This window comes from Verrucosispora sp. WMMD1129 (assembly GCF_029581255.1).
Taxonomy (GTDB): Bacteria; Actinomycetota; Actinomycetes; order Mycobacteriales; family Micromonosporaceae; genus Micromonospora; species Micromonospora sediminimaris.
Genome location: NZ_CP120741.1, coordinates 5,460,720 through 5,475,531 on the forward strand (window position 1 = coordinate 5,460,720; position 14,812 = coordinate 5,475,531).

Consider the following 14,812-nt stretch of genomic DNA (forward strand, 5'->3'; position numbering starts at 1 on the left):
CGCAAGTGTCTGCCTTGTTGCAGGTCTGTTTGCAAGGCATTGCAGAATCTTTCGGCAAGGGCTAGCGTGCGGGCCAATCAGCGACCAGAGGAAGGCCGTCGATGAAGCCCCCGCCGACACCCCGCACATTCCTGCTCGCCCTTGTCTTCCTGCTCACCGTCACCCTGGTCGGCACGCCTGTCGCGGCGACCCCCGCCGCCACGGCCGGCCGGCCCGCCGGCACCGGGGCACCGAGCGCCACCGGTGCCGTCACCTGGCACGCCGAACCCTCCGCCACCGCCCTGCTCGCCGCCGGCCGTAGCCAGGCTGAGGCCGAGCAGTTCTACTTCGTGCTGCCGGACCGGTTCGCCAACGGAGACCCGCGCAACGACCGGGGCGGCCTGGTCGGGGACCGGCTGCGTACCGGGTACGACCCCACGGACAAGGGGTTCTACCAGGGCGGCGACCTCAAAGGACTTACCGAGCGCCTGGACTACATCGAGGGGCTGGGCACCACCGCCATCTGGCTCGCGCCGGTCTTCAAGAACCGGCCGGTGCAGGGCGAAGGCGACGACGTGTCGGCCGGCTACCACGGCTACTGGATCACCGACTTCACCCAGGTCGACCCCCACTTCGGTAGCCCCGCCGACCTGAAGAAGCTGGTCCAGCTCGCCCACCGGCGTGGCATCAAGGTCTACCTCGACGTCATCGTCAACCACACCGCCGACGTCATCGCTTACGAAGAGGACACGTACACCTACGTCGACAAGGCGACCGCGCCCTACCGCGACGCGCAGGGTCGGCCGTTCGAAGATCGTAACTACGCCGACGGCAGCCGGGACTTTCCGAAGGTCGACGGTGGCTCCTTCCCGTACACCCCGACCTTCGAGACCCGGGCCGACGCGAAGGTCAAGGTCCCGGCGTGGCTGAACGACCCCACCATGTACCACAACCGTGGTGACTCGACCTTCGCCGGCGAGAACAGCGAGTACGGCGACTTCTTCGGTCTCGACGACCTGTGGACCGAGCGGCCCGAGGTGGTCCGCGGCATGACCAAGATCTACGCCGACTGGGTACGGTCCACCGGAGTCGACGGCTTCCGGCTGGACACGGTCAAGCACGTCAACATGGACTTCTGGCCGCAGTTCAGCCAGGGCGTGCAGCAGGCGGCGGCCCGGGCCGGCAAGAAGGACTTCTTCATGTTCGGCGAGGTGTACAGCGCGGACCCGGAGATCGCCTCCAGCTACGTGCGGCAGGGCGGGCTGCCCGCCACGTTGGACTTCGGCTTTCAGGAGGCGGCGCGCGGCTACACCGCGAACGACGGATCGGCCCGGGCGTTGGCCGATCTGTACGCCCGCGACGACCTCTACGCCGCCCGGGACACCCACGCCGGCCGGCTGACCACCTTCCTCGGCAACCACGACATGGGCCGGATCGGCTCGTTCATCGCCAACGGACCCACCGACCCGGCCACCCACCTGCGTAGGGACCAGCTCGCCCATGAGCTGATGTTCCTCACCCGTGGCCAGCCGGTGATCTACTCCGGCGACGAGCAGGGCTTCACCGGCGCCGGCGGCGACAAGGACGCCCGGCAGCCGATGTTCGCCTCACGTACTGCGGACTACCTCGACGACGACCTGCTCGGCACCGACCGCACCCACGCGGTCGACCAGTTCGACCGGACGCACCCGCTCTACCGCACCATCGCCGACCTGGGCCGGTTGCGCCAGGCCCACCCTGCCCTGCGCGACGGCGTGCAGGTCACCCGGTACGCGGCCGACGGCCCCGGCGTCTTCGCCTTCTCCCGGTTCGATCCGGACGACCGCACCGAGTACGTGGTGGCGGTCAACAACGCCACAGCCGCGCAGACTGTCACCGTGGACACCTGGTCGGCCGGCGCCACCTTCACCGGCATTCACGGCGCCACCGCCCGACCGGTGGCTGCGGGCGACGGCAAGCTGACCCTGACCGTGCCGCCCCTGTCAGCGGTGGTGCACCGGGCCGGCAGGCCGGTCGCGCTGCCCGACGTCAGGCCGGGTATCACCATCACCGCCCCGGAGGGGTCGCCGGCCACCCGGGCCGAGGTGACCGCCCAGGTCACCGGCGACCCGCTGGCCCGCGTGACGATGGCGGCCAGGGTGGCCGGCGGGAAGTGGACGTTGCTCGGCTCCGCTCATCGCGCGCCCTACACCGTGCACCACGACCTGACCGGTCTGGCCGCCGGTACGAAGATCGAGTACAAGGCGGTGGTCCGCGACGGTCGGGGCCGCACCGCTTCCGGCCACGCCACCGCCACCGTGGGCACCCCTGACCTGCCCGGCTCGTCACGGGACTGGCTGGTGGTCCATCACCAGCGCCCGGACGGTGACTACGACGACTGGGGGCTGTACGCCTGGGGTGACATCGACCCGGAGTACGCCACCGAGTGGCCGCAGGGGCAGCCGTTCGCCGGCACCGACGCGTACGGGCGGTTCGCCTGGGTGAAACTCAAGCCGGGGGCCAAGTCGGTCGGCTTCCTGGTGGTCGACGCCGATGGCAACAAGGACGTCGACAACGACCGGACCGTCGACGTGACGCAGTCCGGCGAGGTCTGGGTCAAGCAGGGCGACCCGGCGACGTACCTGACCCGGGAGGAGGCCGCAGGTGAACCTGCCCCGCCGGTCGAGGAGGGTACGGCGGTCATCCGCTACCACCGGTCCGACGGCGACTACGACGGCTGGGGCCTGCACCTGTGGGACGGCGCGGCCACCCCCACCGACTGGGCGAAGCCGATGCCGCCGACCCGGGTCGACTCCTTCGGCGCCGAGTTCCGGGTGCCGCTGGCCGAGGGCGCGACCGGGCTCAGCTACATCATCCATCGCGGCGACGAGAAGGACCTGCCGCAGGACCAGCGGCTCGACTTCGCCGACGCCGGCCGCGAGGTCTGGTTGCTCGCTGCCACACCGGGCCGGCTGCTGCCGGCGACGGTCACCGGCAGCAGCCGGGACACCGACATCACCAAGCAGCGGGCGCACTGGATCGACAGGTCCACGGTCGCCTGGCGCACCGGCCCCATCGACGGGCGGGCGTACGCCCTGGTGACCGCGCCGGCCGGCGGGGTGCGCGTGGTCGACGGCGAGCTGGTCGGGACGTACACCTCGCTGCCGCTGACCGCGCAGCGCAACGGGCTCACCGAGGCGCAGCGCGCGGCCTTCCCGCACCTGTGGGACCACCGGGCTTTCACGCTGGACCGGAAGGATCTGGCCAAGGTGCCGGCGGCGCTGCGCGGGCAGCTGCTGGTGACCGAGCGGGCCGCCGACGGCACCCTGCTCGGTGCCACCGGCGTGCAGATCCCGGGTGTGCTCGACGACGTCTACGCCCCGGCCACCAAGGCGAGCCTCGGTGCCACCTTCACCGGCGGTGTGCCGACCCTGTCGGTCTGGGCACCCACCGCCCGGACGGTGTCGCTGGAGCTGTACGACTCGCCGACGGCCACCGCACGACAGGTGGCGATGCGTCGCGACGACCGCACCGGCGTCTGGTCGGTACGCGGGCAGCGGTCCTGGAGCGGCAAGTACTACCGCTACCGGGTGCAGGCGTGGCAGCCGGCAGCGCAGCAGCTGGTCACCGCGTCGGTCACCGACCCGTACTCGGTGGCGCTGGCGGCGGACTCCACGCACAGCCAGCTCGTCGACCTGACCGACCCGAAGCTCGCTCCGGCGGGTTGGGCGCGGCTGCGCAAGCCGGCCGCGGCGCCCCCGGCCAAGGTGCAGATCTCCGAGCTGTCGGTGCGGGACTTCTCCATCGCCGACGACACCGTCCCGGCGCAGCGGCGGGGCACCTTCCTCGCCTTCACCGACCCGGCCACCGCCGGGATGCGGCACCTGAAGGCGATAAGCGACGCCGGGGTGACCCACCTGCACCTGCTGCCGGCGTTCGACTTCGCCACCATCCCCGAACGCCGGGCCGACCAGCGGCAGCCGGACTGCGACCTGGCGGCCCTGCCACCGGACTCGGAGCGGCAGCAGGAGTGCGTGGCCGGGGTGAAGGAGACCGACGGCTACAACTGGGGGTACGACCCGCTGCACTACACCGTCCCGGAGGGCGGGTACGCGGTCGACCCGGAGGGCGCCCGGCGCACCACCGAGTTCCGGCAGATGGTGGCCGGGGTCAACGACGCGGGGCTGCGGGTGGTCATGGACGTGGTCTACAACCACACCTCGGCCGCCGGCACCGACCCGAAGTCGGTGCTGGACCAGATCGTCCCCGGCTACTACCACCGGCTGCTCGACGACGGCACGGTGGCCACCTCCACCTGCTGCGCCAACACCGCGCCCGAGCACGCCATGATGGGCAAGCTGGTGGTGGACTCACTTGTCACCTGGGCCAAGGCGTACAAGGTGGACGGGTTCCGGTTCGACCTGATGGGCCACCACCCGAAGGCGAACATCCTGGCCGTGCGCGCCGCACTCGACAAGCTGACCGTGGCCCGGGACGGCGTGGACGGAAAGAACATCCTGCTCTACGGCGAGGGCTGGAACTTCGGCGAGGTGGCCGACGACGCCCGTTTCGTGCAGGCGACGCAGGCAAACATGGCCGGTACCGGGATCGGGACGTTCAACGACCGGCTACGCGACGCGGTACGCGGCGGCGGCCCGTTCGACGAGAACCCGCGCCAGCAGGGCTTCGCCTCCGGCCTGTTCACCGACCCCAATGGCGACCCGGTCAACGGCTCGGCTGCCGAACAGCGGGCCCGGCTGCTGCGCCAGCACGACCTGGTCAAGGTGGGGCTGACCGGCAACCTGCGCGGCTACCGGTTCGTCGACTCGGCGGGCCGGCAGGTCACCGGCGCCGACGTGGACTACAACGGCTCACCGGCCGGCTACACCGACGCGCCAGGGGAGGCGGTCACCTACGTCGACGCGCACGACAACGAGATCCTGTACGACGCGCTGGCGTACAAGCTGCCGCAGGCCACCTCGGCGACGGACCGGGCCCGGATGCAGGTGCTGGCGCTGAGCACCGTGGTGATGGGCCAGGGCACCGGATTCGTCACCACCGGCACCGAGCGGCTGCGGTCCAAGTCGCTGGACCGCAACTCGTACAACTCGGGGGACTGGTTCAACCAGATCCGGTGGGACTGTGCCCAGGGCAACGGCTTCGGCATCGGTCTACCGCCGGCCGAGGACAACCGGGACAAGTGGCCGTACGCGAAGCCGCTGCTGGCTGATCCGAAGCTGGTGCCGGACTGCGCGGCTGTCGAGTTGACCGACGCCCGCTACGCCGAACTGCTGCGGATCCGGGCGTCGTCGCCGGTCTTCGGGCTGCCCAGCGCGAAGGAGGTGCAGCGGCGGGTCGCCTTCCCGCTGTCGGGCGCGGACGAGACACCGGGTGTGCTCACCATGACCCTCGACGCCCGTGGGCTCGGCGGGAAGTGGCGGTCGGTGACGGTGGTCTTCAACGCCACTCCGGAGAGCGCCACGCAGCGGGTGGCCGGGCTGCGTGGGGCGGACGTGACGCTGCACCCGGTGCTGCGTTCCTCGGCCGACCCGGTGTTGCGTGAAGCGGCCTTCGACAGCTCCAGTGGCACCTTCACCGTGCCGGGACGCAGCGTGGCGGTCTTCGTCCAGCGGTAGTGCCGCTCCGGCACACGACGCCGGAGTACGCTCCGGCCCCGCCGGTCCGATCCGTCTGGATCGTTCCGGCGGGGCCGAAGTCCCCTCACCTCGGTCCGGCAGGAGCCGGTGCCGCGTTGATCAGCCGAAGCAGTTCGGGATCGGGGTGAAGGTGCCGGCGCAGTTGGTCGGCTTGTTGGCCGTGATGGCCGACTTGTCGTCCACGTTCACCTCACCGAGGAAGCTGAAGACGCCGCCAGCGGTGAGAGTGGCGAAGTTGTGCGCCACCTTCGTCTTCTCCAGGTCGATCACACCGGCGACGGTGAAGATGCCGCCGCCCACGCCCAGCGGGCCGACTGCCCGGTTGCCGCTGATCTCGCTGTGCCGGAAGGTCGCCTCACCGGTGCCGTTGAACACGCCACCGCCGAAGAAGCCGGCCTTGTTCTCGACGATCTTGGTTTCCTCGACGTTGGCGATCGCGCCGAAGCCGAGGGCCAGGCCGCCACCGACACCGACCGTGGTGTTCTTGGCAACCTCGACGTGTGCCAGTTCGAGGGTGCTGTCGTCACCCGCCGCGGTGACGCCACCGCCGGCCAGGACCGCGGTGTTCCCGATGACCTTGGAGTACCGGACGGTCGTGTTGCCCTCGATGTCGAGCACGCCACCGCCGAAGCCGAGCACCTCGTTGCCGACGACCTCGGTCTTCTCGATCCAGGCGGTGCCGCCGTCGATGTCGGTCCGGAAGATGAACGCCGCGCCGTTGGCGATGCCGCCACCACCGATGATCGCGTCGTTGTTCTTCACGGTCGACTCGGCCACCCGCAGCACGCCGGCGTTGAAGATGCCGCCGCCGTAGAGGAAGGCGGTGTTGTCGGCGACCGTGGTGTGGTAGAGGCTGGCCTTGCCGAAGTTGGCCAGGCCACCTCCGACGCCGCCGGCCTGGTTGGCGACGATGTGCGTCTCCTCGAAGGAGGCGGTGCCGCCGGGCTGCACGAGCACGCCACCGCCGTCGTTGGACTCCGGGTCGACCAGCACCGACGGTGCGCTCGCGGCCTTTTCCTTGAGCGCGATGCCCTTCGGCTTGGCGTGGAGCAACGGCAGGTATTCCTTCTTCGCCTCGGCGGCCTTGGTCGCCTCCACCGAGTTCGAGAACCGTGACCAGACGGCTTCCGGCGTGTCGCCGTTGACCGGCAGTGCACTGGTCTGGCCGTTCTTGATGGTCAGGCCCTTGACGGTCAGGTTTCCGCCGCGACCCACGTTGAGGATCCGGAACTCCTCGGCCGTGGCGTCCCGGACGATCTTGGTGTCGTGGCCCTTGAGCACCACGTTCTCCGTAATCACCGGAAGGCCGTTGGGGCCGGTACCGTCGCCCGCGTCGGAACGGGTCAGGGAGTAGGTGCACCCCTTGGCCAGGTTCAGCACGCCGCCGTGGTTCTCGTTGGCGAAGACCAGGGCCTGGATCAGCTTGTCGCTGTCGCAGGGCACATCCTTGCCGTGATCCCGCTTCTGGTCGTCCCGCTTCTGGTCGTGCCGGGCACGCTCGTCGGCGGCATTGTCGGCCCGGTCCTCCTTCTTGCCCTTGTGCCCCTCGGGGGCGACCGCGTTCTGGTCGCCGTCCCTGCTGACCTGCTGGGCGGTGGACCAGCGCAGACCATCGGTACCAACCGCGCCGGCGCCGGTGGCGACCCCGACGGCGGCGATGCTGACCACGCCGGTGAGCCCGGCGACGCCACTGGCGAGCCAGAGCTTACGACGCCGCTTGGGCGTCGCCTCCGACTCGCTGGCGTTGTTCTTAGCTACGTAGTTGGACATCGGAGCTCTCTGCCCTCTCGTCGTACCAGACAGGGTCGTCACGCACAGGCGAGCGTCCCCTGCTACAAATCGGTTGTAGCTCCCAGAACCACCGTATGAGAAGGTTCCTCGCCTCAGGGCCTTATCCGAAATAACCCCACATTAGGTACGTCGTGGGTCGGTGACGCCCAGGCTCGTGCTGATCGGCACGCCGGGGTGGCTTCCGCCCGGACCTGCTCTGACCTGTCCGGACGGCCCTGGAGAAGCAGCAAGCGGGACGAAGGTGGGGCTCCTCCGCAGCGCCGAGCGCCACGGAGGAGCCCCTCTATGTGGTGGTGCTGTCCTGTTGCTCGTCGCTCGCCTCGACGATGGATCAGCCGAAGCAGCGGTCGGGGATGACCGGGCTGCCGATGCAGTTGGTCGGTCGGTTGCCGGTGACAGCCGACTTCCGGTCGATCTCCACCTGGTCGTTGTCGGTGTAGATGCCGCCGGGTGCGTTGGTGGCCACGTTGTCGGCGACCTTGGTCCGGATCAGCGTGGTCACCCCGTCCTGGTTGGCGAGGCCGCCCGCGAAACCAGCCGTACCCGAGGCCTGGTTGGCCCACAGCTCGGAGTCGCGCAGGGTTACCGAGGCTTCGTCGTTGAACAGGCCGCCGGCAGCTCCGTTGGCAGCCACATTCTCCTTGACGACGCTGTGGGCGATGACCGCCGTGGAGTCCTCGGCGATCCCGAGGCCACCGGCGTCGTCGTTCGCGAAGTTCCGGGCGACAAGCGTGTGTTCCAGGCTCAGCCGGCTGTCGCCGAGAGCGACCAGGCCGCCGCCGTCGAGGCTGCTGGTGTTGTCGGTGAGTTCGCTCTGGACAGCGGTGGTGTCGCCGCCGTTGACGAAGACGCCGCCGCCGAGTACTCCGGTCCGGTTGTGGCTGATCGTGCTCTTCCAGACCCAGACCGTGCCGCCCGTGCCGGCGAAGCCGTTGGGCGTGGAACCGTTGGCGACGCCGCCGCCCCCGGTACCCGAGTTGTTGTACACGATCTTCGACTCTTCGACCCGCAGGGTGCCCGTGCTGAACAGGCCGCCGCCGAAGCTACCGGCACTGTTCTGTTCCACGGTGCTGTGGCGGATCGTGGTGGTGCCGTAGTTGGCGATGCCACCGCCGTTGCGGGTCGCCTGGTTCTGCACGATACGGCTGTGCTCCAGGTCTGCGGTACCGCCCTGCTGCACCAGGATGCCACCCCCGTCGACGCCGTCGGCGGCGATGCTCGGCGGAGCGGCGTCCGCTCCGGCGGCCTTGGCCTTGGCCGCCGGTGACGGCTTCGCCGCGGGTGCCGCCTTGGACCCCGCTGCTGCCTTGGCACCGTCGGTCGTGGGCTTCGCCCCGGCCGGCTTGGCCTTGGCTCCGGCTGCCTTGGTTCCGGCGGCCGGGGTGGTGCCGGTGGGCTTCACGGTGCCGAGTTCCAGTCCCTTGACCGGTGCCGCGATCGTCATGCCCGGAGCGGTCTGGCCGCCCTTGACCGTCACACCCTTCAGGGTCAGGTGACCACCTCGGCCGACGTTGAGGATGCGGAACCGCTCGGCGTTCGCGGCCCGCACGATCTTGCTGTCGTCGCCCTTCAAGGTGATCGGTTTGGTGATCACCGGAAGCCCGTTGCCGTCATCGCTGCGGGTCAGCTCGTAGGTGCAGTACCGGGCCAGGGCAAGTACGCCACCGTGGTTCTGGTTGGCGTGCACGATGGCCTGGATCAGCTTGTCCGTGTCGCAGGGCACCTCGTGAGCCCTGTCCTTGTCGGCACCGCCACCGTCCTTGCGCCCGGCACCCTTGCGGCCGACGTGGTCGCCGGCCGAGTCGTCCCTGGTGCCGCCGTTCTCGGTTGCGTCGGCCTTCCCCGCGTCGCTGACGTTCTGCCGGGCGTTGGACTGCGCGTCCGTCCGGCCCGGCGTACCGGATCGGTCGTCGCGGGCGGCCACCCCACCCAGCGCGGCCAGACCGACCACGCCGGTCAGACCGGCGACGCCCGCGGTGATCCATAGTTTTCGTCGTCGAAGTCCCGGCGGTGCCGGGGGTGGTGGTGCCGGGGGCGGCCCACCGTAGGAAGTGGTCACGTCATCAGACATCAGAGCCTTCCGCCCTTTCCTGCTACCAGACTGGTTCGCACCGAGCGAATGGGTGCGAGCAGCTACAAATGGGTTGCAGCCTCTGATGACCACCGTATGCGAATGTTCTTCGCGAGAAGGATGAATCCGAAATAACCCCGCATTGGTACCTGATCAGGCATCGCCGCGTCATCGCGCAAGATCTGGCCGAAAGCGGTTGACCAGGACGAACGCTTCATCCGCCGGACAGACGAGGGCGGGCCCCGCGCTGAAGCGACACTCTGGTCGCTCCGGCGGGGCCCGCCCTCCTGGGTCCGGTTGCACAGCTCGGCGAGCCTGGGGAACGCGGCCTACGCGTGGCGCTAGTGCGGGCGCTCCGGTCAGCCGGGCAGTCGCGGGCCGGCCTCGCGCTGCTCGGCCAGCCAGGTCTCCACCTCGTCGGCCCGGCGTGGCAGGCCCGCCGACAGGTTCACCGCGCCGGCCGTGGTGACCAGCACGTCGTCCTCGATCCGGATGCCGATACCGCGCAGCTCCTCCGGGACCAGCTCGTCCTCCGGCTGGAAGTACAGCCCGGGCTCGACGGTGAGCACGTACCCCTCGCCCAGGGTGCCGTCGCGGTACATCTCCTTGCGGGCGTTGGTGCAGTCGTGCACGTCGATGCCGAGCATGTGCCCGAAACCGTGCAGGGTCCACCTGCGGTAGACGGTGGAGTTGTCGTCCATCGCCTCGTCCACGCTCACCGGCAGCAGTCCCAGCTCGGCCAGCCCCTCGGCGAGCACCCGCATGCAGGTGCGGTGCACGTCCTTGAACGCCACCCCCGGCTTGATGAACTCGATGCCGGCCTGCTGCGCGGCGTACACGATGTCGTAGATCTGGCGCTGCAACGGGGTGAACCGCCCGTTGACCGGCAGCACCCGTGTCACGTCGGCCGTGTAGAGGTGGCGTCCCTCCACACCCATGTCCATCAGCAGCAGCTCACCCGGACGGGTGACGCCGTGGTTGTGTACCCAGTGCAGGATCGTGGCGTGCTCACCGGCGCCGACGATCGAGCCGTAGCCGATGTCGTTGCCGTCGTGCCGGGCCCGCAGCGCGAAGACCCCCTCCAACAGCCGCTCGGAGACGCCCCGGTCGGCCGGCAGCACCCGGGCCACGTCCTCGAAGCCGCGTACGGTGGCGTCGATGGCCTCCTGGAGCTGGGTGATCTCCCACTCGTCCTTGACCAGCTTCAGCTCCGCGACGGCGATCGCCAGCTCACGGTCGCGGGCCGGCTGCCCCTCCTCGCGCGGGCCGTCCCAGGGCCGCACCGCGGTGTCCACCCGCGCGTCGAAGCCGCGCAGCACCCGGGTACGCGCGGGTGCCAGCCCGGCCAGCGCCGCCTCCAGCTCGGTCAGGTCGGCGGTGGGCAGGCCCAGCTCGGTCGACTTCTCGGTCAGGGTGTGTCGCCGACCCACCCACAGCTCGCCATGACGGCTGCGGAAGAACTCGTCGTTCTCCCGTGAGGAGCGGGGCCGCATGTAGAGCGTGGCGTCGTGGCCGGAGCCGGTCGGTCGCAGCACCAGCACACTGTCCGGGTCGTGGTCTCCGGTCAGGTACGCGAAGTCGCTGCCCGGTCGGAACCGGTACTCGGTGTCGTTGGCGCGTACCTTCTCGCCGCCGGTGGGAATCACCAACGTCTCGCCCGGGAAGGCCGCCGAGAGGGCGGCCCGGCGCTTGGCGTAGTTCGGCACCTCCGGCCGCGGGCCGACCGGCAGGGTGGTGTCCCGCCAGCCCTGCCGCATGAACGACAGGAACGCGGGCGGGAAATCCGGGTCGTGCGACTCGGTGCCGTCGGTCGGTTTACCGTCGGTGCGTTCCTCGGTCATTGCCCCGCTCCCTTCGCCTCATTGCTGGTCCCGACGGTACCGCGAACCCGGTCGTGGCCGACCCGCCGGTGGGGCGTCGCGGTGAGCCCGACAGTGCCGCGACGGCCGATCAGCACGCGTGGAAAGATGACGGACATGTGCGGACTCCTGGCTTTCTTCAGTGCGCGCGGCGATGCCGCCGCCCACCGCGACAACATCGCCGGAGCGTTGGAATGCCTGCACCACCGCGGCCCGGACGAGACCGGGGTCGAGGTGGTAGGCGACGCCTCCGGCCGGTACGCGGACGGGGTGTTCGCCCACAAGCGGTTGGCGATCATCGACGTCGCGCTCAGCCACGAGCCGCTGCCCTACGCCGACGGGCGCTACCTGCTGACCTTCAACGGCGAGATCTACAACTACATCGAGCTGCGCGAGGAGCTGATCCGCGACTTCGGCGCCCGGTTCGCCACCAACGGTGACGGCGAGGTCATCGTCGCCGGCTACCACTACTGGGGCGAGCAGGTGCTCACCCGGCTGCGGGGCATGTTCGCCTTCGTCATCTGGGACCGGCAGGAACGTCGCGCGTTCGGTGCCCGCGACTACTACGGCATCAAGCCGCTGCACTACCTGGAGACCGCCGACGGGCTCTACCTCGCCTCGGAGAAGAAGGCCCTGCTGCCCTTCGCCCAGTCGGCGTACGCCGGGGACGCCGGGGTGGATCCGGCCAACCTCAGCCACTACCTGACCCTGCAGTACGTCCCCGAGCCCGGCACCCTGCACCGGGGGATCAACCGGATCGGCTCGGGGGAGTACCTCACCTGGACCCCGGGCGGCCGGATCGACGTACGGCGCTGGTACCGGCCGGTGTTCCGGCCCGCGCCGGTCTCCGACGAGCAGAAGCTCTACCAGGAGATCCGCGAGACGCTGCGCGAGAGCGTACGTATGCACATGCGCTCCGACGTGCCGGTCGGTTCGTTCCTGTCCAGCGGCATCGACTCCACTGCGGTGGTCGCCCTGGCGCGGGAGTTCAACCCGAACATCCTCACCTTCACCGTCGGCTACGACGTGCCGGGCTACTCCGAGATCGACGTCGCCCAGGACTCGGCCCGGCACCTCGACGTGACCACCATCCCGACCAAGATCGGGCCACAGGACATGATCGAGGCGCTACCGAAGATCGTCTGGCACCTGGACGACCCGGTCGCCGATCCGGCGCTGGTGCCGCTCTACTTCGTCGCCAAGAAGGCCGCCGAGCACGTCACCGTGGTGCTCTCCGGCGAGGGCGCCGACGAGTTCTTCGGCGGTTACACGATCTACCGGGAGCCGCTCTCACTGAGCAGCGTCAACGGGCTGCCCGACGGGGTGCAGAAGGGCCTGCGGGCAGTCTCCAAGGCGATTCCGCAGGGGGTCAAGGGCAAGAGCTTCCTGGAGCGCGGCACCACGCCGATCGAGGAGCGCTACTACGGCAACGCCCGGATGTTCACCGAAGAGGAGAAGCAGCACCTGCTGCGCCGCTACGACCCGTCGGTGCGCTACACCGACGTGACCGCGCCGATCTACGCCGAGTGCACCGAGCTGGACGACGTCACCAAGATGCAGTACGTCGATCTCTACACCTGGCTGCGCGGCGACATCCTGGTCAAGGCGGACCGGATCTCCATGGCGCACTCGCTCGAGGTGCGGGTGCCCTTCCTCGACCGTGCGGTGTTCGAGGTGGCGGCGAAGATCCCGGTGGAGCTGAAGTTGCCGCCGCGTTCCGACGCCACCAAGTACGCCATGCGCCAGGCGTTGCAGGGCGTGGTGCCGCCGGCCATCGTCAACCGCAAGAAGCTGGGCTTCCCCACCCCGACCCGGGTGTGGCTGCGCGGCGAGATGTACGAGTGGGCCCGGCATGTGCTGACCACCTCCGGCGCCGGCGAGCTGCTCGACCTGTCGTACGCGCTGCGCCTGCTGGAGGAGCACAAGCGGGAGGAGTTCGACCACTCGCGCAAGGTGTGGACGGTGCTGATCTTCTGCATCTGGCACGCGATCTTCGTCGCGAAGACCCTCGACCCGGGCATCCAACGCAACCAGTCGGCGCTGTTGACCAAGCCCGTCGTCGGCTCCATGGTGCGCTGACCGACAAGCGGACAAGCGGAAGGGGGCCCCGGTCGGGGCCCCCTTCGTGGTGCTGGTAGGTCAGCTGCTGGAGCAGGTCGCCGTCGGCGTCGCGCCGCTGCCGCTGGCGAGGAAGCCGAAGCTCGTAGTGCCGTTGGCCGCGACGGAGCCGTTGTACGACACGTTACGGGCCGTCACCGACGATCCGGACGTGGTCTGGGTCGCGTTCCACACCTGGCTGATCTGCTGACCACCGGGCCAGCTCCAGTTGGCGGTCCAGCCGCTCAACGCCGAGCTGCCGGTGTTGCGGATCTCGACCTCACCCTGGAACCCACCGGACCAGCTGCTGGTCACCTTGACCGTGGCGGTGCAGCCACCGGGGCCCGGCGGCGGGGTGGTCGGGTTCGGCGGGGGCGTGGTGGGGTTCGGCGGCGGGGTGGTCGGGTTCGGCGGCGGGGTGGTCGGGTTCGGCGGCGGCGTGGTCTGGTTGCCGCCGATGCCGGTCACCTCACCGTTGCCGCCGTCGAAGACCACGTCGGAGCAGCCGAAGAAGTTCTCCTGGCTGTCCGAGCGGACCCACCGGGAGTAGATGATGTGCCGGCCGCTCTTGTTCGACGGCAGGTTGCCGGTGAAGTAGTAGTGGCCGTCGTTGGTGCCGACCGCGCCGCGCTGCGGCGGGTTGGTCACCGTCAGGAACGGCTGGGCCTCCAGGTCACTCCAGGCCAGCGCCCGGGTGGGGCTCCAGCTGTCCCGGGTGACGTAGAAGTAGAACGTGCCCGGGTGGTGGGCCCAGTTGCTGTACTTGAACTCGATCGACCGGCCGGCCGTCAGGTGCGTCAGCGGCCAGTCGTTGCGGGCCAGGTCGTAGCCGCGGAAGCCGGTGGCCCCGCCGCTGCACAGCTGCCCGTCCGGGATGAAGCCGGTGGTGCGACCGCCGGCGTCCGAACGCAGCACGCTGAACCAGTTGTAGAGCGAGTTCGTCCCGCTCTGCGCGACGGCGGCAGCGCAGGCCGGGTTGTTCGGCCTGATCTCACCGGTCTGGGTGAGGCCGTCGCGCCAGCACAGGAAGGTGCGGGCGCCCGGCGTCATAGCCGCGCCGTGCGCGGCGGCCGGCTCGGGGCTGGCGGTCACGACGACCGCACCCGCGAGAAGAGTGAAGGCCGCGGTTAGCAGCGCGGCCAAGCGTGGACGGTGCACGGGTTTCTCCTGACTCGGGAGCGCACCACGTGGGTGCGCCCCGCCGAACGCGCGGGTGGCGGGTGTGGTGCCGCCCCCGCTGCTGCGGGCGAAAATGCGGCTACGCGGCGACCGTGCGGATGGGGACGGATGGCCCAGCCCGGCACGCTGTCGCCAGCGGAGTGTCGACGCGTGAATGCCCTCGCGCGATGTGAAGCCCGGCACCGGTGGACGCGCAGCCC

General features: G+C 69.9%; 6 protein-coding genes. 2 read left to right on the top strand and 4 right to left on the bottom strand.

Going from position 1 to position 14,812, the window contains the following annotated elements; genetic code table 11:
• The first annotated feature begins 101 nt into the window (after window positions 1-101).
• Window positions 102-5,594, top strand: coding sequence for a pullulanase-type alpha-1,6-glucosidase (gene pulA / locus O7624_RS25495; protein WP_282237531.1), 5,493 nt, complete (start codon window positions 102-104; stop codon window positions 5,592-5,594).
• Window positions 5,595-5,714: 120 nt separating this feature from the next.
• On the opposite strand, the gene O7624_RS25500 is transcribed toward pulA, so the two are convergent.
• From O7624_RS25500 to O7624_RS25510, 3 genes are all read right to left on the bottom strand, one after another.
• Entirely contained in the window at window positions 5,715-7,385 is a 1,671-nt protein-coding gene (locus tag O7624_RS25500; RefSeq protein ID WP_282237532.1) for a hypothetical protein, read from the bottom strand.
• 352 nt (window positions 7,386-7,737) lie between these two features.
• The gene (locus O7624_RS25505; protein ID WP_282237533.1) at window positions 7,738-9,477 is read right to left on the bottom strand and encodes a right-handed parallel beta-helix repeat-containing protein; all 1,740 of its coding nucleotides are present in this window, start codon (window positions 9,475-9,477) and stop codon (window positions 7,738-7,740) included.
• A gap of 359 nt (window positions 9,478-9,836) precedes the next feature.
• Window positions 9,837-11,318, bottom strand: coding sequence for an aminopeptidase P family protein (locus O7624_RS25510; RefSeq protein ID WP_282237534.1), 1,482 nt, complete (start codon window positions 11,316-11,318; stop codon window positions 9,837-9,839).
• A gap of 135 nt (window positions 11,319-11,453) precedes the next feature.
• Here O7624_RS25510 and asnB point away from each other — a divergent pair, with 135 nt between their 5' ends.
• Window positions 11,454-13,415 (top strand): asparagine synthase (glutamine-hydrolyzing), encoded by a 1,962-nt coding sequence (asnB, locus tag O7624_RS25515; protein ID WP_282237535.1) that lies wholly within the window; start codon window positions 11,454-11,456, stop codon window positions 13,413-13,415.
• Window positions 13,416-13,475: 60 nt separating this feature from the next.
• Here the strand turns inward: asnB and O7624_RS25520 are convergent, their stop codons facing one another.
• Window positions 13,476-14,591 carry a lytic polysaccharide monooxygenase gene (locus O7624_RS25520; RefSeq protein WP_093407421.1) on the bottom strand — a complete coding sequence of 372 codons (1,116 nt, stop codon included), beginning with the start codon at window positions 14,589-14,591 and terminating at the stop codon, window positions 13,476-13,478.
• Between the last annotated feature and the right edge of the window lie 221 nt (window positions 14,592-14,812).